Annotated in this window: 11 protein-coding genes; 8 read left to right on the top strand and 3 right to left on the bottom strand. The window is 36.0% G+C overall.

Going from position 1 to position 22020, the window contains the following annotated elements; all coding sequences use genetic code 11:
* Positions 1-62: 62 nt before the first annotated feature.
* Positions 63-989, bottom strand: coding sequence for a helix-turn-helix domain-containing protein (locus LV89_RS15035; RefSeq protein WP_109743739.1), 927 nt, complete (start codon positions 987-989; stop codon positions 63-65).
* Between the two features lie 388 nt (positions 990-1377).
* Here LV89_RS15035 and LV89_RS15030 point away from each other — a divergent pair, with 388 nt between their 5' ends.
* The 8 genes from LV89_RS15030 (at position 1378) to LV89_RS14995 (ending at position 20764) form a co-directional block, all read left to right on the top strand.
* Positions 1378-1971 carry an RNA polymerase sigma-70 factor gene (locus LV89_RS15030; RefSeq protein WP_109743738.1) on the top strand — a complete coding sequence of 198 codons (594 nt, stop codon included), beginning with the start codon at positions 1378-1380 and terminating at the stop codon, positions 1969-1971.
* Positions 1972-2069: 98 nt separating this feature from the next.
* The gene (locus LV89_RS15025; protein ID WP_109743737.1) at positions 2070-3119 is read left to right on the top strand and encodes a FecR family protein; all 1050 of its coding nucleotides are present in this window, start codon (positions 2070-2072) and stop codon (positions 3117-3119) included.
* A 193-nt stretch (positions 3120-3312) separates the two neighbouring features.
* Entirely contained in the window at positions 3313-6927 is a 3615-nt protein-coding gene (locus LV89_RS15020) for a SusC/RagA family TonB-linked outer membrane protein (RefSeq protein ID WP_229201527.1), read from the top strand.
* A gap of 31 nt (positions 6928-6958) precedes the next feature.
* Positions 6959-8800: a RagB/SusD family nutrient uptake outer membrane protein gene (locus LV89_RS15015; RefSeq protein WP_229201526.1), complete on the top strand. Its 1842-nt coding sequence runs from the start codon at positions 6959-6961 to the stop codon at positions 8798-8800.
* Positions 8801-8939: 139 nt separating this feature from the next.
* Positions 8940-10619, top strand: coding sequence for a DUF4957 domain-containing protein (locus tag LV89_RS15010; RefSeq protein WP_109743736.1), 1680 nt, complete (start codon positions 8940-8942; stop codon positions 10617-10619).
* A gap of 133 nt (positions 10620-10752) precedes the next feature.
* Positions 10753-15156: a pectinesterase family protein gene (locus LV89_RS15005; RefSeq protein WP_109743735.1), complete on the top strand. Its 4404-nt coding sequence runs from the start codon at positions 10753-10755 to the stop codon at positions 15154-15156.
* Between the two features lie 430 nt (positions 15157-15586).
* Positions 15587-18793 (top strand): SusC/RagA family TonB-linked outer membrane protein, encoded by a 3207-nt coding sequence (locus LV89_RS15000; protein ID WP_109743734.1) that lies wholly within the window; start codon positions 15587-15589, stop codon positions 18791-18793.
* A 27-nt stretch (positions 18794-18820) separates the two neighbouring features.
* Positions 18821-20764 carry a RagB/SusD family nutrient uptake outer membrane protein gene (locus LV89_RS14995; RefSeq protein WP_109743733.1) on the top strand — a complete coding sequence of 648 codons (1944 nt, stop codon included), beginning with the start codon at positions 18821-18823 and terminating at the stop codon, positions 20762-20764.
* 87 nt (positions 20765-20851) lie between these two features.
* On the opposite strand, the gene LV89_RS14990 is transcribed toward LV89_RS14995, so the two are convergent.
* Both LV89_RS14990 and LV89_RS25200 read right to left on the bottom strand, forming a co-directional pair.
* Positions 20852-21697, bottom strand: a complete 846-nt coding sequence (locus LV89_RS14990; RefSeq protein ID WP_109743732.1) for a prephenate dehydrogenase — start codon at positions 21695-21697, stop codon at positions 20852-20854.
* Between the two features lie 99 nt (positions 21698-21796).
* The gene (locus LV89_RS25200) at positions 21797-21940 is read right to left on the bottom strand and encodes a hypothetical protein (protein WP_158279596.1); all 144 of its coding nucleotides are present in this window, start codon (positions 21938-21940) and stop codon (positions 21797-21799) included.
* Positions 21941-22020: the final 80 nt, after the last annotated feature.

Genomic DNA, 22020 nt, shown 5'->3' with positions numbered 1-22020 from the left:
TACAATCATAAATAATTGAAAATCAACCACTTATGTTTAGTTTTTTTTACTAAAATGAAAAATTATTGAAGAAGTCTATAATCGGTCGGACTAATTCCTGTTTGAGTTTTGAAGAATCTCGAAAAAACACTTACTTCGCTTTTACCCACATTATAAGCAATTTCTTTTATCGAAAGATTGGTTTGTTTCAGCATAACTTTGGCTTCAAGTAGTAGCATTTCATTGACTAAGTCGTTAGCTGATTTTCCAGTGGCTGATTTTACACATTTATTAAGATGGTTTGGCGAAATGTTTAGTAATTCGGCATAATCTGACACCTTATTTTTATGCGTAATATTTTTGGATAATGCTTTTTTAAACTCTTTCGTAATTTCTAAAGCGGCATTTATACTATTATGCGACAAGCGTTTTACAAATGGTTGCAGTTCTGTAAAAAGAGAAAGTAGATAAGTCTCAAAAATCTCAATTCTACCATTAACACCTTTCTGGTATTCAAACAAAAGTCTTTCTAATAAGCTGACAATATGACTTTTAGCTTCTGGATTTATTTCTAATAATGGGAAACTATTGTATTCCAAAAAGGGAAAATCACTGTATATTTTTTTGGGAATAGTATGTTTAGCTAACAACTGAATATCAAAATGACAATAATATCCTTGTACGTCATTTCTCACAAATTTATGAGTGGTAATTTCATGAGCTGGCACAAAAAAGAAAGTGTTTTCACCAAATTCATACGTTTCTAAACCAATACTTCTCGTTGTGTTTCCTTTGGTCAGAAAAATAAAATAGTAAACATTCATTCTTCTTGGTAAAAAATCAGTCGGCAAAGGGGACTCTATCAATTTGAAAAAATCTTCTAATCTATTGATATGAAAGTAGTTATGAGCAAACGATGTAATTTTCAATAAAGATGAACCCTCAATAGCCTTTAGCTCCGTTTTAATGAGTTCTTGAACTTCTATTGATAATATTTCCTCTTTTTTCATATCAGAAATAATGTTTTCTAAATTTATTTCAAAAATAGATTGAATAATTATAATATTTTATTGAACAAAGTTAATTTTATAATAATCTCAAAATGTTAGCTAAATCAGTCTGAGTTTTGATAATTTCAATCAATTTATAGACAATGACATGACGTATTGGAATTAAATTTGACAAATTTTTGAAAGCTATCAAATCTAAACAACATTATTCCAAAATATATTCTGATACGTTATGTCGTACTCTATAAAATCACTTTCGTCCATCACAAAAATTTTAAAAATATAATAACCTTGCTTAGAGACGTAGTGATTTTATGAGTAGAATATTACTTAATTGTGGTTTATGCCATGTAGAAAATAAACTTTTGCTCTTCTTTAAATATTTCTCATGTATAGACCATTCAAAGCATCTACCGACTACGAGTTGCTTGTTCTCTTAAGGGAAGACAACGAAGCAGCTTTTGAAGAAATTTATCGTCGTTACTTTCAAAAATTACATTCACTCGCCAAACGACGTATCAATAATGTACAACACACCGAAGATATTGTGCATGATTTATTCTTGAACTTATGGGTGAGTCGCCAAAAAATTCAGATTGATACACTCCAAAATTACTTAATGAGAAGTGTAAAATATCGAGTTTTGGATGAATTAGACCATCAAACAGTAAAGCAAAAATTTGCTGATTATCAATCATTTACTCCTCAAATTTCAAATACTACCGAAGAAAACATCTTATATTCTGATGCCATGAAGTTGTATGAAGAAAATTTAGTTTTTCTTCCTGATAAATGTCGTGAAGCATTTTTATTAAGTAGAAGCGGACTTTCTCAAAAAGAAATAGCGGCAAAATTGGGTATTTCTGAAAATACCGTTGAAAATCATATTGCCAAAGCCTTGCGTTTACTCAAAACACGCATGGCAGAATTTATCAATCCGAACGCTTTATTTCCCATTTTTTTCTTCCTTTTTGAAAAATAATTAAAATTTTTCGCATTCAAGTAGTGGAAACCCTTTGCCCAACCGACCTTGTTTATGTGGGGTAAATGGTATTTTCCATATAAAAAATATTAATATATATGAACCTCAATGATTTAAAGGGTGACGATGAGATTTTAAACTCGCTAAAAGATAAATACACTCCCGAGGAATTAAGAAAATTATTAGCATGGTATAATGCTTTTGATGACACAGAAGACCTCGGTGAAGATAATATTTTGGAAGTTGAGGATAAGATTTGGGGCAAACTTCAACAAAGCACTGCCTTTGCTGAAGAAATAGAAGAAGAACCAACAGGATTAAGCCGAAAATTATTTAACACTTGGTCGTTGATTGGGCTGGCAGCCAGTATCATACTTGTTGTGGGTTGGCTATTTGTTGGGAAAAATAATGGAGATGCGGTACAAAAACAATTTACTACGCTCCGAGAGGTTGCAAAGGCAGATTTACCACTTTGGCATACATTCTCCAATACTTCAAAAGCCATTTATGAACTGAACTTACCAGATGGCTCAAAAGTATGGTTAAACCCATCAACAACAATATCTTACAAGATTTTGGCAAATGCCCCAACACGTGATATTTTTTTGGAAGGAGAAGCTTTTTTTGATGTAAAACCCAATAAAGAACAACCATTTCATGTAAAAAACAGAGGCTTAAATGTGGTGGTTTTAGGAACAAGTTTTAATGTGGTAGCTTCTGAAAAAGATGATAAATATGAGGTTTCGGTAGTAACAGGTAAGGTAAAAGTAAAATATCAAGACCCTGAACATAGCGACCGCTTCAATCAGGTAATTATTACACCACAACAAGAAGTTATCATCAGAAAACAAGAAAACACTTTAGAAACGCATGATTTGAGTTTAGAACATTCAGCTCATCGCCAATTGTGGGAACCCATCAGTATTGGTTTTGATGAAGTGCCAATTGGGAAAGTATTAACAAAATTAGAGCAAGAATATGGCGTAACCATTAGAACACCCAATGCTTCTATTCGGAAATGTACGCTCTTTGCCAATTTTAACAACCAACGTTTACCCGTGATTTTAGATATTCTTTGCAGTTCAATTAATGCAACGTATCAAATTGACGGTCAAGAGATTACTATTATCGGAGAAGGCTGTTTGTAACTCAAAGCAAGAGGAATTTTCTTAGTAAACATTTCAACTTATTGAATACCATTAACACATTACTATACTCATTTTAATCAAAAAAGCGAAAGTGCTACCAACACTTTCGCTCAAATTTAACTCAAATCATCCTGACAAGGTAATTCATCGAGTAATTGTAGATTTCAAAACCAAAATCGTACAAAGCAAATTTATGGAAAAACAATTTATTAAGACAACAATTTTAAAAATCATGCGGATAACTGTCATACAGTTTGCCTTTGTCATAGCCTTTGCGGTGGTTGCGTATGCCAAAGAAACGCTTGCCCAAGAAATTCTGAGCAAGACTGTAACAGTCTCTATCAAAAACACCAATATCAAAGGTGTATTGAACGAACTACAACGGGAATCGGGTGTAACTTTTGTTTTTAGTTCAAAAAACAATTTTACACAATTAAATAATCTGAGCTTAACCGCCAACAATGAAAAATTACAAAATGTATTGGGTCGCTTTTTACCGCCATTAAATATTGGTTATAAAGTGGTACATGATGCAGTTGTACTTACGCCTTTAGTTTCTTCGGAAGAAAAAGGGAATACTCCCAGTAATGAAGAAATCGAAATGCGAAAAGCAGTCATCGACAATCCCATCAAAGGAAAAATCGTGGATTCAGAGACAGGTGAACCTCTTCCTGGCGTTTCTATTAAGGTAAAAGGCTCGTCAAAAGGTACGACTTCCGACTCAAAAGGGAATTATAGCATTACTGCACCCAAAAATTCTACCTTAGTTTTTTCATTTATTGGCATGAAAACTCAGGAAATTTCGGTGGATGACCGTACTGAAATAAATGTCTCTTTTGTAAATGACAATAGTATTTTAGATGAAGTTTCTGTGGTAAGTGACGGATATGGCGTTGTCAAAAAAACAGACAATACAGGTTCGGTGGCTTCAATGTCTGCAAGAGATATTAGAAATATTCCGCTTACAAGTGCTGCCCAAGCCATGACAGGACGTTTAGCAGGGGTGAGTGTACAAACAACCGATGGTTCGCCAGATGCTGATGTGGTAATTCGTGTACGTGGGGGAGGTTCAATCACGCAAGATAATTCACCATTATTTGTGGTTGATGGTTTTATTGTAAGTAGTATTAAGGATGTTCCACCATCAGATATTGAATCAATCAACGTTTTGAAAGATGCCGCTTCTACGGCAATTTATGGAGCTCAAGCATCAAATGGTGTGGTAGTTATTACGACTAAAAAACCAAAATCAGGTAGAACAAGCGTTTCTTATAACGGATTCTTTCAATTCAAAAAATTGCCTTCAAACAGAGCCTACAAGGTTTTATCACCTTATGAATATGTAATGGCAAATTATGAAAAGGCTAAATTGGGAAGTACAGCAACTTTGGCAAGTATGGAAAAATACTTTGGCAAATACGGTGACTACGATTTATATAAAACCCAAAAAGGAACAGATTGGCAAGATGAATTATTTGGTTCGCCAAGAATGTCCCAACAACATAACGTAAGTATTGGTGGTGGAAATGAAAACACGATGTTTAATTTAAGTATCACCAACAATACTGACCAAGGCTTATTAACTGGTTCTGGATATACTCGTAATGTTTTGAATTTTAAAATAAATCAGAAAATTTCAAAAAACTTAAAATTTGATGCCTCAACACGTATTACAAGTACAATCGTTGACGGTGCAGGTACGGCAGGAGCTCAATTAAGTATCAAAGATGCCATTCAAACTCGTCCAATCAACGGTATTGCCGACCAATTGGATATTGATTTGGGTGGTGCAAGTACAGATGACGATTTCGCTTCATTCCTTACAGCTTTGGTGAGTCCAACTAAATTAGTTGCACAAGATTGGAGAAAGAAAAACACCAATGATTATGTTTTAAATGCTGGCTTGACATGGACTATCTTGAAAGGTTTGGATTTTAAAACGACCATAACGGGTTCTAAAACGTATGACAAAAGTCTTCGTTTTTATGGCCCACTTACAGGCGAATCATTCAATAACGGCGGTAGCTTGCCTGTCGGAGAAAAAACGCAAACAGAAACTAATTCTTTACGTTGGTTAAACACTTTAGGTTTTCAAATGTCTGGAATGGGAAATCATAAATTAGATTTTTTATTAGGACAAGAGATTTATACCGTCGGTGGAAATCAGAGTTTTATTCGTACAGAAGATTACAGAGCTTCAATAGCACCGCAAGATTTATTTGCAAACATGGCTTTAGGTAGAACTGACCGCCAATACGCCATTGAAAATACTGACGCCAACAGAATATCAGGATTTGGTAGAGTTAATTATCAATTCAAAGACCGTTATTTAGCAACCGTAACTTTCCGTGCCGATGCTTCAAGTAAATTCAGTGAAGCCAATAGAGTTGGTTTTTTCCCTGCTTTAGCTTTAGGTTGGAAAATCTCTGAAACAGAATTATTCAAATCTTTCAAATCTTTGGACGAGTTGAAATTACGTGCCAGTTATGGAGCAACAGGAAACGACCGTATTGACCCAACTTCCACAAAACCTTTATTTGAAACTACAACACTAAGAGGCCCTGGATTTGGCAATGCCGATAACGTATATTACACGCCAGTTGGAACAGTTTTATACAATCCGAATTTGAAATGGGAAACTACCGTAACCACCAATATTGGTTTAGATTTCTCACTTTTCAAACAACGTTTAACGGGTAGTTTAGACTTATATGAAAATGTAACCAAAGATTTATTATTACAGTCTGCCATTCCTTCAAGTTCTGGATTTACCAAACAATGGAACAACGTAGGTAGTACTTCAAACAGGGGGATTGAATTAGGTTTAACAGCTTACCTTGTTGATAAATCGGATTATTCATTCTCTACAAACTTCAATATTGGGGTAAACAAAGCCAAAATTCTTGAATTAGACGGAACAACTGAAAGATTCATCCAGTCGGGTTGGGCAAGTACAGATTTAAGAGAACAAGAAGACTTTTATTTGAAAGTTGGCGGAACAATAGGGGATGTTTACGGCTATGTAACAGATGGTTTTTATTCTACTAATGACTTTTCAAGTTATGACGTAGCCACTAAAAAATATATTCTTAAAGAAGGAATTACCAACTCCACAACTATCACTGGAAATACCGCTATACGTCCAGGGTTTTTAAAGTTGAAAGACTTGAATGGAGATGGTGTCATCAATGCCAGCGACCGTCAAGTAATTGGAAACACGTTACCAAAAGCACAAGGAGGTTTTGGGTTTAATGGACGTTACAAAGGTTTTGATGCCTCCGTTTTCTTTAACTGGTCGTATGGCAATGATGTCTATAACGCAGGAAAAATTCAGTATAACCAATTTCGCCGTGTGACTTACGGAAATTTAACAGATGCGATGAGTTTGGATAACCGTTTTACATATTTAGATATTGACGGGAAATACACAGGCGTTGCAGGTGGCATTGTCACAGATTTGGCACAATTAGCAGAAATAAATGCCAACAAAACGATTTGGTCACCTTTTACTTTCAATGACTCACAGGCAATTATTCACTCTTGGGCAGTTGAAGACGGTTCGTTCATTCGTTTAAACAATGTAAATATTGGTTATTCTTTACCAAAAAGTATAATCGGCAGATTGGGTATGTCACAATGTAGATTTTATGTAACTGGCAACAACCTACATATTTGGACAAAATATTCTGGTTATGACCCTGAAGTAAGTACCGCAAAAAATAGTACCTCTGCACTTACACCGGGTATCGATAATTCGTCATTTCCAAGAAGCCGTTCATATACAGTAGGGCTTAGTATTACCTTTTAATTGAGGTAAAATACCTTTATAATTTACATAAATGCTAATTCAATCATTTCAGAATATGAAAAAATATATGTTTTTAATCGCAGGCTTGTCGATGTTTTTGACTTCCTGCAAAGACTTTTTAGAACCAGACTCTCCTTCAACTTTTGATACAAAATATATTTATTCCAATGTGGACGATGCCCGAAAAGGCGTAAATGCCATTTATGAGCCATTCGGACAAGATGCGTTTCGTTCTCGTTTGTCGAATAATATGACAGGTAATACCGACATTGAACGCCAAAGTGGATGGGGAGCAACGGGAGCTCGTTATGAAATTTGGGATTTGAACGCCAATTCTTCAAACGCAGATTTGAAAATTGTTTGGAATGCTGCTTACACGGCTATTCGTAACTGTAATGTTGCTATTGAAGGAATTTTGGCAAGTGAAGTCTTGAATTCGGCTGATATAGCAAGTGCTAAAAAAATGAATAATATGCTCGGTGAAGCCTATACCATCAGAGCTTATTGGTATAGTATGTTAGCATTTTATTTTGGTGACGTTCCCAATGTTCGTGATGCTCCGAAGGCAGGAAATGATTTCTTTTTAGCCAAAGAAGACCGCAACGTTATTCTTACGCAATGTATTCAAGATTTGATTGAAATTGAACCTAAAATGTCTTGGGCTGACGAAACAAGTTTTGGTATTGAGCAAGTAAACCGTGAATTTACTTTGGGAATGATAGCTCGTTTGGCATTACAAAGAGGTGGATATTATTTGACTCCTGCCCTAAAAATGGAACGTAAATCTGACTATTTAGATTACTACAAAATTGCCAAAACATACGCTCAAAAATTGGTTACTTTAAAAGACCGTGCTTTACCAACAGATTTCCGTCAGGTTTTTCTAAATGAAGCAAAATTAATTACGCCTACTAATAGCGATATTCTTTTTGAAATTCCTTTTGCCAATGGTAACGGAGATGTAGGTTGGAACATCGGAATTACAGTAGATGGCGGAGCTACGGCTTCACATAGTTATGGTTCTGGAAGTAATTATATGTCAATGCCTCCGTCGTATTATTTTTCTTTTGATACTTTGGACGTTCGTCGTGATGTTACTTGTGCTTTGTATAAAATTAACACAAGCGGTCAACAAATTTTTGTCAATAACTCCCTAAATATCGCTCAAGGTAAATGGAGCCGTTGGTCATTAGATAAAGCTCCGGGTATTTCTTCAGCAAAAGGTACAGGTATCAACTGGCCAATGTTGCGTTATTCTGATGTTTTATTGATGTTGTCGGAAGCAGAAAATGAATTAAATGGTCCAACTGCACTTGCACAAGATGCTTTAAAACGAGTGAGACAAAGAGCATTTGCTTCTAAATATTGGTCGGATAAAGTTGAAACGTATGTATCAAACATTGCCAAAAGTAAATCATCATTTTTTGATGCAATTGTTAACGAAAGAGCATGGGAATTTGGCGGTGAAATGATTCGTAAATATGAATTGATTCGTTGGAATTTATACGCTAAAAAATCAGAAGAAACCGTAAATATTTTAAAGCAAATGGCTGACGCTGCCACAACAGGAACAGGTCAATATGCTGATTTACCAGATTTTATGTACTGGAAACGTAACACAAGTGGCGTATTCACCATTTTAAATCCGAGCAGAAAATTCATTGGAACTCCCGATGCTACGTGGACAAAAGTATCATTTTTGGCAAGTATGAAAACTACCACAGGATACGGCGAATGGATTCTGAAAGATTGGGATAAACACTATAATTCTGGCCCAGCCAAAGGTGTGGCTCGTTATATTTTCCCAATACCTTCCGAAGCCATCACCAATAGCCAAGGCAAATTAGCAAACGACGGCTATCAGTTTCAGTAATTAGGACTTGGAATTTAGGTGTTAGGATTTAGCATTTTCATAAGCCTGATTATCAATGATTTATGAAATCTTCAAGTGTATTTTAATTTTGCATCATTACTTAATTATCATTTAAGTGAAAGTATTTAACAGAAGAAAAATGAATAAAAGTCATATAATAAAATCATTTTGGGTAGCATTTGCAGGCGTTAGTTTATTACTTGCCTGCAAGCCAGAAGAAGAGCTTGTGCAACAAACTCGCCTTTTTATGCCTGTACTGAAAAAAGATTTATCAGTCCTCAATAATACCATTATTGTCAATATGGCAGGGGCAAAAACAGCCACAGGATATGCCATAGAAGTTAGTAGAGATACTTTTAAAACGGTTGATTATAAAATAAATGCCGATACAAACTATGTGGTAGTTAATGAAAAACTGTTAAAAGGAGAATCTCTTTTTTGGAATACCCTTTATCAGGTCAGAGCCACCGCTTTAGCCGCAGATGCCATCTATAATAGTAAAGTTTCTGACTTAGGAAGCGTAAAAACAGATAAATTTCCAAGTATTCTTATTGTTCCAACATCAGCAGATTTATTAGATGTGTCTGCACGAGTAAAATGGAATATTTCTACTGGAATTAAAGTTGCTAAAGTAAAGGTATTTGCTAAAACAGACTTGAAATTAGCCAATCCTTTGGCATCTTATGACGTTAGCGATGCCGACCAAAAAACAGGTATTACCATCGTAAAGAAATTATTGCCAGAAACCACCTATCAATTAGCTATTTATGATGCCACAGGAAAAGTGCAAGGCTGGGATAATTATACCACTATCAAACAAGCAGTTGACACAAAACAGTCAAATGTAATTGACCTTTCTGAAAGTGACGACCCAACTGCTCTGAATACTGCCTTATCAAACGCTGTTGATGGAGGTATCATTGTTTTGAAAAAAGGAGCTACTTATACCATGCCAACAACCGCATTTACAAAGTCGGTTTGGATAACAAGTGCCTATGGTTTTGGAGAACAAAAAACCATTATTACTACCTCTGGAGGTGGGGTTATTGCCGATGGTTCAACGATAGATTATATCCGTTTTTCAAATGTTGAAATTAAAGGTGCTGATATTGGTGCGAGTTATGTTTTCAATCCTGATAGAGCCTCAGTTACGTTATTAAAAGAATTGACTTTTGATAATTGTATTTTATCAAATATGCGTGGCGTATTGAGAATGAGAACAAAGTTTTTCTTAACCAATTTCAATATCAAAAATTCAATTGTTTATCAAATCGGAAATTATGGTATTTTAACAACTGACACTGACGGAACAGGCATGGCGGCAGTTGATAATATTGCGATTCAAAATAGTACGTTTAGTAAAATTAATATTTTCTTGACTTCGAGACAAAGCTCAAAATCTGTATTAATTTCTGATTGTACACTAAATGAAGTTGGTTCAAATACCAATACTTCGGTGCTATTATTTAACTGGAGAGGCACAACCGCAGCAACCAACAACGTAACCAATGGTATAAAAATATCAAATTGTGTTTGGGGTGGAGCTTGGGACCAAGCAGGTACGCCTACTGCGGTTTCGATACGGGCAAAATCGGCTACGTCACTTGCAACAACAAATTTCACCGTAGAAAACACTTACGGATTAAGCACTTTAACGTTTGTAGCAGGAACAGAAATTACAGGTTTCCCAACAACGGTGTATGCCAAAACGGCAACAGATTTATGGGTAAGCCCAAATGCTGATTTGAATTTTAATTTTAAAGATTTGGGATTTGCAGGAAGAAAAGACACTGGAGACCCACGTTGGAGAATAAAATAAAGATAGATTAAGTTGGATTTATTTACAAAGCTCCCTGATTTTTGGGGAGCTTTTTTTAAAGCCAATTTAAAATCTAAAACAAAATAACTATTTGATTTACAGACAATTGATTTAATTTCAAAAATCTAAAACTATGAAAAAACAATCTCAAATCATAAAATTTATTCCCTCAACATTTTCTTTTTTTCTATTGCTACTTACGCTATCCTATTTTGGCGTTTCTCAAAGAATCGCTTTTCCTGGAGCAGAAGGCGGTGGGCGTTATGCCATAGGTGGGCGTGGTGGAACAGTTTATGAAGTAACCAACTTAAATGACGCAGGAGTTGGGAGTTTACGAGATGCCATCAGCGAAGGGAATAGAACCATTATTTTTAAAGTTTCGGGAGAAATTAAACTACAAAGTCGTCTCTCAATAAAAAAAGATAATATCACCATTGCGGGTCAAACGGCTCCGGGTGAAGGTATTTGTTTGACAGGCTATACATTAAATATTTCTGCCTCAAATATTATCGTGCGTTACATTCGTTGCCGTTTTGGAGATGCCAACGCAGTGGACGACGATGCGATGAATTGTTGGAATGGAGCTTTTCAAAACATTATTATCGACCACTGTTCTATGAGTTGGTCAATTGACGAAACGGCTACTTTCTATGGAATTAAAAATTTCACCTTACAATGGTGTCTTGTCGCTGAAAGTTTATATCGTTCAAAACATGATAAAGGCGACCACGGATACGCAGGTATTTGGGGGGGAGCAAATGCTACTTTTCACCATAATTTAGTTGCCCATCATACTTCTCGAAACCCACGTTTTGGCGGAACTCGCAAAGGTTATATTCCTTATGAACCAAGCGAAGAATTGGTTGATTATCGTAATAACGTGATTTATAACTGGGGAAATATCAATTCTTCTTACGGCGGTGAAGGGGCAAAAATCAATATGGTGAATAATTACTACAAAGCAGGCCCTGCTACGGCTGGTAATTTAACCACAAGTTCAACTTCCAACAAAAGAAATAGAATTTTAAATTATACCAGCTATTACGCCGAAGCAGGGGTTGATACACTTTTTGGAGGAAAATTTTATATTGATGGAAATTATGTTGATGGTTTTCCAGATGTTTCGGCTGACAACTGGGCGAAAGGTGTTCAAAAAGATAGTTACGCTCGTGCTTCTGCTCTAATTGCAACAAACAAGCAAACTGAACCATTCAAAATGGTTTCAACGATTAAAGTACAAAGTGCTATTGATGCTTACAAAGCCGTTTTAGACAGTGTTGGGGCTATTTTACCAAGACGTGATGGCATTGATACCCGTATTGTATATGAAACCAAAACAGGAACAGCCACTTACGAAGGAGCAGCGTATGCAGCCGTAAAAGATGCAGGAGTAAGTCATCCTTCGGGAATAATTGATAGTCCAGCAAACGTAGGGGGTATCCCTAAATATGGCTCAAATACCGCTTATATTGATACGGATAAAGACGGAATGCCCGATGCTTGGGAAATTTCAAAAGGGCTAAATCCTAACAATGCAAGTGATGGAAATCTGATAGCCTCAAACGATTATACCAATCTTGAAAACTATCTCAATTCTATTACGGGAGATACTGGAACAGGTACTATTGTCGGCGGTTCGGGTAGCAATAACCCCATAATTGATTTAATGGGCTATGATGCCGTAGTTGCCAAAGACGGAACAGGTAGTTTTAAAACAGTACAAGACGCTATAAATTCGGTAGTAATAAACGGTACAAAAGCTTTTAGAATATTTATCAAAAATGGAAAATATCTTGAAAAAGTAACCATTGCCTCTAACAAACCATTTATTCATTTAATTGGTGAAAGTGCCGCAAAAACCATTATTTCTTGGAATGATTATTCTGGCAAAATAGTAAGTGGCGTTACCATTGGCACAAGTACCTCAACTACTTTAGCGGTTAAAGCGGCTGATTGTTTATTAATGAATTTGACGATTGAAAACTCAACGGGTGATTCTCCGCAAGCAGTAGCCCTTTCGTTGGAAGCTGATAGAGACATCGTAAAATCTTGTATTTTATTGGGTGGACAAGATACTTTTTTAGCCAACGGAGACGGCAAACGTCAGTACATCAAAAACACCTATATTGACGGTGTGGTAGATTTTATTTTTGGAAGTTCAACCGCTGTTTTTGACTCTTGCGTGATTTATGCCAAAGACCGTGTTGATAAATTATCAGGCAGTTATATTACGGCTGCCAATACTCCAAGCGGACAAGCGTATGGTTATGTTTTTAGAAATTGTACTTTACCTTCCAACACAGGCGTAACAGCGTATGTGTTAGGTCGTCCGTGGCAAAATGATGCTTCTACTGCCGACGCTGCCAAGAAAAACAATAAAGTTGTTTTCTTAAATAGTGTATATGGTGATAAAATTATCAAGTCAGAAGGTTGGTCAACTTGGGATTCAGGCACGAATACTTCCTTAATTACGTATGCCGAATATAAACCCAAAAAGTATAATGGAATATCTGCCAATATTAGTAGTCGGGTTGCATGGTCAAAACAACTTTCAGACGCAGAAGCCAATCCGTATTTAAGCAATTCCATAGTTTTTAATAATTGGGAACCATGTACATCGGTAACGGATTTGTGCAAAACGACTACCCCAGAAATAGCAGTGGTAAATCTTAAAGTTAAAAAAGGAGCTGATTTGTCAATTCCAACAACTTTTAATTGGAATGTTGTATGGGCTATGAAAGATTTAAAGTATGAACTTTTGAGAAGTACCGATAATAAAGCGACGTTTTCAGCCGTAAAAACAATTACCGCAACGACTGATACGCTCATTAATTTTAATACTTCCGACGATGCTCCTGCTGCCAATAAACAGTTTTATTACATTCTAAAAGTATCTAAATCAGGTCTGAAAACGTATTTTTCTGACACAATATCGGTTTCAAGTATTCCAACGATAACGGTTTCTGGTTCGCCAAAAGATTTTTTACAAGGCATGGGAACTCCATCAATTCCACAAGTGTATTCGCTTGCGGGTGTAAACTTGGCAGAAAATTTAACCATAAAAGTTCCCACTAATTTTGAAATTTCAGTAGATGGTGGCAAAACTTGGAACAACGACCAAAGACAAATAGTGCTTTCAATTACAAATGGTTCGTTTGGGCCAACGAATGTACAAGTACGTCTGAATGCTAATGTTGCAGGCACTTATACAGGTATAATCACACACACAAGTACAGGGGCTACCACACAAAATATTAACATCAATGGCATTACTCAAAAAGACCCTTTGCCCGTAACACAAACTTTGGCATTTTGGTCGATGAATGTAAATAATGCTGATAGTTTAGCCCTAAGAGCTAAAGGAGTTATTCCACAAACACCTACATTGAAAAGATTAACCCTATCGAATGGCTCTGTGATAGCTCCATATTCTATTTTGCACGGACAATGTATTGCCCCATCAGCAGACGGTGGTGGACTTTGGACTACTGCGGGCGGTGGAAATGCCAACAATTTGCATCGTGGAATTTATGAACAATTTGTCATAAAAGCCCAAGCAAATTTTTCAGTAAAGGTGGATTCTCTTATTCTGAAAAGCTCTTTATATCAAGCAGCAACAGGAAAATTAGCCGTTGTATATTCTAAAAGTGCTTTCAAAGCCGATTCAACAGATGTTTCTGGCGGAATATTACCAGACGGTACGCCAATGCTTAGTGCTGCTAATGGAGCATTTGCAACGCCATTAATTCTTGCATCTGACCCTGCCAGTACCACAACTTTGTATAAAATGGCTTTAAAGGGAAATGAAGGTATCAACTTAGCTTCGGGCGACTCGCTAACAGTTCGTTTATATTACAGTACAGGAAGTGGAAGTACTGGACGTTATGCCAAAATTAAAGATTTACAATTGAAAGGTTCAAGCAAAGATTTAACGGTGAAACCGCCAGTTGTAACAATTACTTCGGCATTGAATGACTTTCTGATGACAGAAGGACAAGCAGTTGCAGTTCAAAACTATACGATTTCGGCGGAGAATTTAACAAGTGATATTACCATTACGGCACCCACAAATTTTGAAATTAGTAGTGATGCAAAAACATGGGCATCAATCTTAAAACTAACTTCAACGCTTGGGAAATTAGCCCAAACAACCGTTTCTATTCGCCCAATTCAAACCTTAAAATCGGGTACTTATTCAGGAGAAATTGTACACACAACACAAGGAGCTGTTGCTCAAAATATTCCTGTAAAAAGTTTGGTAACGTTACCATTATCAACCGAAAATGAATCCCTTGAAACGACCATTACGGTAAACCCAAACCCTGTTCAAAATATATTAAAAGTCAGTCACCCTAATGGTTTAATACATGACAGTTTGTCTATTTATTCTTTAGGAGGCACAAAAATTAACACATTTATGATTCAACACGGTAGCACATCTACAAGCATAAATGTTAGTAATTTGGCAGAAGGCGTTTACCTATTGCAATACCAAAGTGAAAATGGGAACAAGGCTTTTAAATTCATAAAGCTCTAAAAATCAACCTTGTAAAAAATATCTAATAAATTAACGGAAGTATGTACTTAATGTCGCAAAACCTCACCCTCTCTCCGTTGGGGGTGAGGTTTTTTCGACTCAAATTTAACTGTCAAAATCAGTAAAATTTAGTAAAAATCGGGTAAAAAGGGACAGAAAGTTCGTTTCGCTGACATTAAATTATTCAAAAAAATATCTCCACTATTTGTATAATTTGAAGTAAAAATCATTTTTTTTATAATTTTTTCAAGTAAAATGAGTAGATTTTTGTGTTTCCCTCTATTACAGGATATGACTTATATTACAGGACGCCCCATGAAGGTTTGGTATTTTAGCCACAATACTTTTACATTAAAAGACAAAAAAATATTAAATAAATCATGTATTTGAGTCAACTTTCAATTTTTTCAATTTTAAAAACCCAATTTCAATGCTTAAAAAATTACTAAGTGTGAGTGTGCTGATGGCTTTCGCTGGTGGTTATACTCAAGTTCAGGGTAAAGGGAATCCGCTACCTTCAAAAGGTATTAGCTTGGTGAGTTCGGAAGGAATGTCAAACAAGTCGGGGATTGCTTTACCAGTTACAGGAAAAATAACAAGTAGTGATGGAGAAGCACTTCCTGGAGTAACCATCAAGATTAAAGGGACAGCCAGAGGTACTATCACAGGAGGAGATGGTTCATTCAAACTTGATGTACCAGACGGGAATAGTGTATTAGTGATTTCTTCAACAGGTTTTGAAACACAAGAAGTAACCGTTGGTTCACGTTCAGTTATTAATGTTGTTTTAGCAAATGATATAAAATCATTAGAGGAAGTTGTAGTTGTTGGTTACGGAGAACGTAAAAAGTCTGACGTAACAGGTGCGATGGTTAGTGTAGGGTCGGCAGAATTAAATCAAAGACCAGTAGCCAACGCTTTACAAGGTATGCAAGGTAGAGCAGCAGGGGTTGATATTACTTCCAATGAAAGACCTGGTCAAGTGGGTAAAATTACCATTAGAGGGGTTCGTTCATTATCTGCTTCAAACGAACCATTATATGTAGTAGATGGTATTCCTCTTACTACTGGGGTGGTTGAAAACGGACAATTCAAAAATGTTGCAACAAGAAGTGATGGTGTACAAACTGGTGGTATTGATAACCTTAACCCAAATGACATTGAATCTGTTGACGTATTGAAAGATGCTTCTGCAACAGCCATTTATGGTTCTCGTGGTGCCAATGGAGTTGTTATTATCACAACTAAAAAAGGGAAAAACGGGAAATATACTTTGAGTTTGAACTCAACATTTACAAGTGAAAACATCAATAACAGTGCTCAGTTAATGAATGCCTCAGAGTATATTGATTATAGAAGATGGTCATACTTCTACAAATCAACGCCAACTTTGGCATATCCACGTGGAGACCAACCTACACAAGCAAATGACAAGTTAATCTTCAAAGGAGATTCTGACCCATCTGCTTGGGCAAATATTATGAAAGGTTGGGCAAGTGGTACTTGGGACGGTTCTAAAGTAGAAACTACTGACTGGATTGGTATGGTAACAAGACCATCTTTGACAGGACAACACACAATTAGTGTAAGTGGTGGTACTGAAAAAATGAAAGCTTATGCTTCATTTGGTTTTCTTGATAACCAAGGGACTGTAAAAGCACAAGGATACAAGCGTTATACAGGTAAATTAAGTGTTGATGTGAAACCATTAAGTTGGTTCTCAATGGGTGGAGTTCTTAATACATCTTATTCTGTAAATGAATTTGGACAATCAGCACTTGTAGGTAGCAATATTGCATCAAGTCTTTATGAATCTTCAAGAAGACTTTTTAGCTATGCCGTTCCTTACGATGCAAATGGTGTTAGAATTTTACAACCAGGTAATGACCCATTGGTATATACAATTGTTGATGAAGAAAAATATTCACAAGACCAACGTGTCAACTTGAGACTTTTCGGTAGTTTTTATTCAGAATTAAACTTTGGAGCATTCTCAAAAGCTTTAGATGGTTTAAAATTCCGTGTAAACTTTGGCCCAGACGTTTCATTCAATAGAAATGGTATATTCTTAGATGGAAACTCTGTTACAAGAACAGGTACAAGCTATGCTTCTTTGTCGAAAGACCAATTTGTTTCTTATACTTTGGATAATATGCTTACTTATAATAAGACAATTAATAATAAGCATCAAATCGGGATTACAGCTTTACAGACACAAACAGAGTACGGCTTTGAAAGTAACAGAATGGCAGCAGACAATGTTCCGTTCTCAAGTCAAAAATGGAATGCTTTAAATATTACCTTGGCACAAGGTGGATGGGCTTCTACATTGACCGAAAAACAACTTCGTTCTTATATGGGACGTATCAACTATGACTACGATAATCGTTTCTTATTAACAGTTTCTGGTCGTTTTGATGGTGCATCACAATTAGCAGAAGGTAATAAGTGGGCATTCTTCCCAAGTACAGCATTAGGTTGGAGATTAAACAACGAAAAATTCTTGGCAGAACAAACTTGGATTGATGCCTTGAAATTAAGAGCTGGTGTAGGTGTTACAGGAAACGCCGCTATCGACCCTTATGCAACGCAAGGTGGTTTACCTCCTATTTATTATGCAGCTGGTGGTAGTCTTTCTTCAGGTGTTGCCAATAACACTGTTTTGGCAAACCAAAATTTAACTTGGGAAAAAACAACTCAATTTAACTACGGTGTGGATTTCTCTTTATTTAAAAGAAATATCATGGGTAGCTTAGACTATTATACCTCACATACAAGTGACTTATTGATGTTAATGTCTATTCCATCAACAACTGGATTTGCTAATACTTATTCAAACGTTGGAGAAACTGCAAGCCGTGGTGTTGATTTAACCTTAACAAGCGTAAACTTGAATAAAAGAGGTTTTGAATGGAGTACCACATTTAACGGTTCATGGCAAGACAATGAAATCGTAACTTTATCAAAAGGTAAAGTTGATGATATCAATAACAAATGGTTCATTGGTCAAAGTCAAGGTGTAATCTATGACTATCAGTCAAATGGATTATGGAAAGATGCTGATGCTGCTGAAATGGCAAAATTCAACGCAAATGGAAGTACGTTTACTGTGGGTTCTGTTAGACCTGTTGACCAAAATGGTGACTACAAAATTGACCCTAACAATGACCGTAAAGTATTAGGAAGTACAATTCCAAGATTTATTGTTGGTTTAACTAACAACTTTGAATACAAAGGTATTTCATTGTCAGTGATGCTATACGGACGTTTAGGTTATCTATACAACACTGGTGGTGAAGCTCTTTCTGGACGCTCAACTCAACGTGTAGTTAGTTATTATACTCCTAATAATACAAACTCTGATTATCAACGTCCATTCTATTCTGAAGGAGCTGGAGATGTATATTCACCAACCTTAGGTTATAAAGATGGTTCATTCATTAAAGTTCGTAACATTTCATTAGGTTATAAATTACCTGAAAGTTTGAACAAAAGCTTAGGATTGAGCAACTCAAGAATCTTCTTCCAAGCTCAGAACTTAGGAATGTTATACAATAACATTAAATGGATTGACATGGATTTACAGTCGTCTGCATGGAACAGAGGTTATACATTTGGTATAAATGTTGATTTTTAGTCACAACTTTAATTAAAAAGGAATAAAATGAATACAAAATATATAAAAATAGGCATTTGTACTTTTGCTCTTTTCGCAACAGTAGCTTGCCAAAATGATTTCCTGAAAGAAGAGCTTACCACTCAACGAGGAAATAGTTATTACGATTCAGAAGCTGGTATTCAAGCAGCATTAGTAGGTGCATATAACCAAGTATTTGCAGTTCCATTTAGTGGTGAAGTTCAATTTGCCACAACTAACTACGGAACAGATGAATTTCATGTAGGTGGTGATGGTTCAAACAGTCCATGGAATAACTATGATGGAGGTTTAAAATCTATCGTAACGTCGGTAACTTCAAATACGATTGCGGCTGAAAGAGCTTGGGATATGTATTATGTGGGAATCGGAATGGCTAATCAAGTTATCAAATCAGCCACTGAGATTAATTCTACTAACAATGCTATCAAAAAAACCGCATTAGGAGAAGGATATTTCTTGAGAGCATTCAACTATCTTAGATTAGTTCGTCAATACGGAGGTGTACCTATCAAAACAACTGTAAGTACCACAGTAGAACTTGAATTTACACGTTCTACTGCACAAGAAGTTTATAACCTTGTGATTAGTGATTTCACGAAAGCTTACGAATTATTGGATAATACAGGGCCATTACCTCAAAAAATCAGTAAAGATGCTGCTGCACATTTTCTTGCAAAAGCATTACTTTCAAGAGCAAGTGAAATTAATGATTCTTGGAATACTTCTACTAAAGCTGCCGACTTAGCAAAAGTAGTTAGCCTTTCAGACGAAGTAATTTCAAGACACCCATTGGCTACAAATTATGGAAACCTTTGGGCATGGGAAAAACCTAACGCAGCAAGTGAAGCTCTCCCTGAATTGATTTTATCTGCTCAATTCTCTGATAATACATTGGCAACTACCAATAATAATCAACATTTGTATTTTACAGGTCGTTATGATGACCTTCCGTATATGCAACGTGATTTAACAGGAATGAGACCATTTAGCCGTTTAGCTCCTACTTATTTTACTTATTCAGTTTTTGACCAAGTAAATGACTCAAGATTCTGGAAAAGTTTTAGAACAAAATCAAGATGTAACAAAGGAAGTGGTAAATATGTAAATGGTGACTTAGGAATTATGTACGTAATCAACAGTCCAACCGATACTCGCTTTGCAAATACGGTCAATGTTGATGCAATTGTTTATGCTAAAACGGGAAAAACAATCCCTTCAGTTTATGTAGCCAATGCTCTTGATGGAAAAGGATTAGCAGGGGGTGTTAGATTCCCATCATTAAGCAAACACTTTGACGGTTCTCGTGTGGGTGTTAACGAAGTGAAAGGATATAGAGATGAAGTTTTGGCACGTTCAGCTGAAACATATTTGATGGCTGCTGAAGCTAAAGTTCGTTTGGCTAACCTTGGTCAAGGTTCTTATGATGCTGCTTTACCATATATTAATGCTCTAAGAAATAGAGCTTCTTTTAAATCTGGTGAAGACAGAGCATCTTATGCTGACGGTGCAGCGGCTTTCGTGGTTTCTACTTCTGGACAAAATGTTAGTATTAACTCTTATATGACTGAAAACTCATACTACGAGTCAAACAACATTCCTGCTACTACAACAGCAACTGACCTTACTATCTCAAGTATTTCAAACTTACCAGCACAAGACGTAGCAGTTATCAATAAATTAGGTTATACTTCTACTTATGATAAAATGCTCTGTTTAGTATTGAATGAAAAAACAAGAGAACTTTGTGGTGAATTTCACCGTTGGGAAGATTTAAGTAGAACAAAAACTTTGGTAGCAAGAGCAAAAGCATTTAACGTAGGTGCAGCAGCCAATATCAAAGATTATCACTTATTGAGACCTATTCCACAGACTTTCCTTGATGCAATTTTTAGCGGTGGTCAACCATTATCATCTGAGCAAAAAACTGCAATGCAAAATCCTGGATACTAAAATTTCTCATTAATTTGAAAAACTCCTTTATTGGTTACTAATGAATTTTAGAGCTAATAAAGGAGTTTTTTTATGCTTAATTTTTCATTAAGAAAGCACATATTTTATCTGATTGGCTTGCCAAAGCATCTTTTTTAATACCTCATAGTCTCCTGCAAGCATTAAATTTCGGTACGAATGAAGCGTATTGATATATTCATCCATTACTTCAATGATATTTTGCTGATTTTGTCGGAAAATGGGAATCCAAGTTTCTGGATTAGATTTTGCCAAACGCACCGTCGATTCAAAACCTGTGCTTGCTAAATTAAAAATGTTGTTTTCATTTTCTTCTTTCGCTAAAACGGTTGAGGCTAAGGCAAATGAACAGATATGTGAAATATGAGAAATGTAAGCCGTATGAACATCATGTGAGGTAGATTCTAAATACATCACCTTCATTTTTAGTCCGTTGGTGTACATATTCTCTATGATTTCTACCAATTCGGGCTTTGAATCATCAACGTCACAAAGTACACAATTTTTATTAGTGAAGAGATTGGGAATGGCGGCTTTAGGGCCAGAAAATTCTGTACCAGCCATTGGGTGAGTAGCGATAAAATTACGTCTTTTAGGATGACTTTTAATTTTATCAATGATTATTTTTTTGGTAGAACCTACATCAATAACCACTTGATTTTCGGAAATCAGATTTAATACATGAGGTAACATTGTTGAAAGCATATCCACAGGAATCGCTAAAATGATGATGTCCGCTTGGGCAATTGCATCAGATAGTCGCATGACTTTATCTACAATTCTGAGGTCGAGAGCCGTTAAAATGTGGTCAATGTTGCTGTCAACGCCAATGACTAAATCTGCAAATTTGTTTTCTTTCAAACTTAGTGCGATAGAGCCTCCAATGAGTCCGAGTCCAAGTATAGTTACCGTCATGATTTTTATATTTATGTTGATTCGAGTATGAATCAAAAATTACTATTTCAAAAAACTGCCTACTCTCTTGCTGGTTTTCGGCACCCCCAGAAGTTTCAATTATAGAAGTGAAAATCCAATGTCACCATTGTCGTCAACACAGCAGCTTTCTGCTACGTCGGTTGCCATTTGGATAGTTTCTAATCTCTCTTCAGCCTCGATGGTGAATAAACCTTCTGTTAATTCGATTTCTTGATTTTTCATAGTGATGTTTAGTTTAGGATTTTTGCCTACTCTTTTGCTGGTTTTCGGCTACCCCAGAAGTTTACTAAGTCAAAGAAACA

The sequence above is a fragment of the Arcicella aurantiaca genome (genome assembly GCF_003148625.1).
Classification (GTDB): Bacteria; Bacteroidota; Bacteroidia; order Cytophagales; family Spirosomataceae; genus Arcicella; species Arcicella aurantiaca.
Note: the sequence above shows the minus strand (reverse complement) of the source record. Positions and strands in the feature narration are given on the sequence as shown.

Coding starts and splice junctions, on each gene's coding strand:
- LV89_RS15005 (WP_109743735.1), top strand. CDS start 10,753: ATGAAAAAACAATCTCAAATCATAAAATTTATTCCCTCAACATTTTCT.
- LV89_RS15020 (WP_229201527.1), top strand. CDS start 3,313: ATGGAAAAACAATTTATTAAGACAACAATTTTAAAAATCATGCGGATA.
- LV89_RS25200 (WP_158279596.1), bottom strand. CDS start 21,940: ATGAAAAATCAAGAAATCGAATTAACAGAAGGTTTATTCACCATCGAG.
- LV89_RS15025 (WP_109743737.1), top strand. CDS start 2,070: ATGAACCTCAATGATTTAAAGGGTGACGATGAGATTTTAAACTCGCTA.
- LV89_RS14995 (WP_109743733.1), top strand. CDS start 18,821: ATGAATACAAAATATATAAAAATAGGCATTTGTACTTTTGCTCTTTTC.
- LV89_RS15030 (WP_109743738.1), top strand. CDS start 1,378: ATGTATAGACCATTCAAAGCATCTACCGACTACGAGTTGCTTGTTCTC.
- LV89_RS14990 (WP_109743732.1), bottom strand. CDS start 21,697: ATGACGGTAACTATACTTGGACTCGGACTCATTGGAGGCTCTATCGCA.
- LV89_RS15015 (WP_229201526.1), top strand. CDS start 6,959: ATGCTAATTCAATCATTTCAGAATATGAAAAAATATATGTTTTTAATC.
- LV89_RS15035 (WP_109743739.1), bottom strand. CDS start 989: ATGAAAAAAGAGGAAATATTATCAATAGAAGTTCAAGAACTCATTAAA.
- LV89_RS15010 (WP_109743736.1), top strand. CDS start 8,940: ATGAATAAAAGTCATATAATAAAATCATTTTGGGTAGCATTTGCAGGC.
- LV89_RS15000 (WP_109743734.1), top strand. CDS start 15,587: ATGCTTAAAAAATTACTAAGTGTGAGTGTGCTGATGGCTTTCGCTGGT.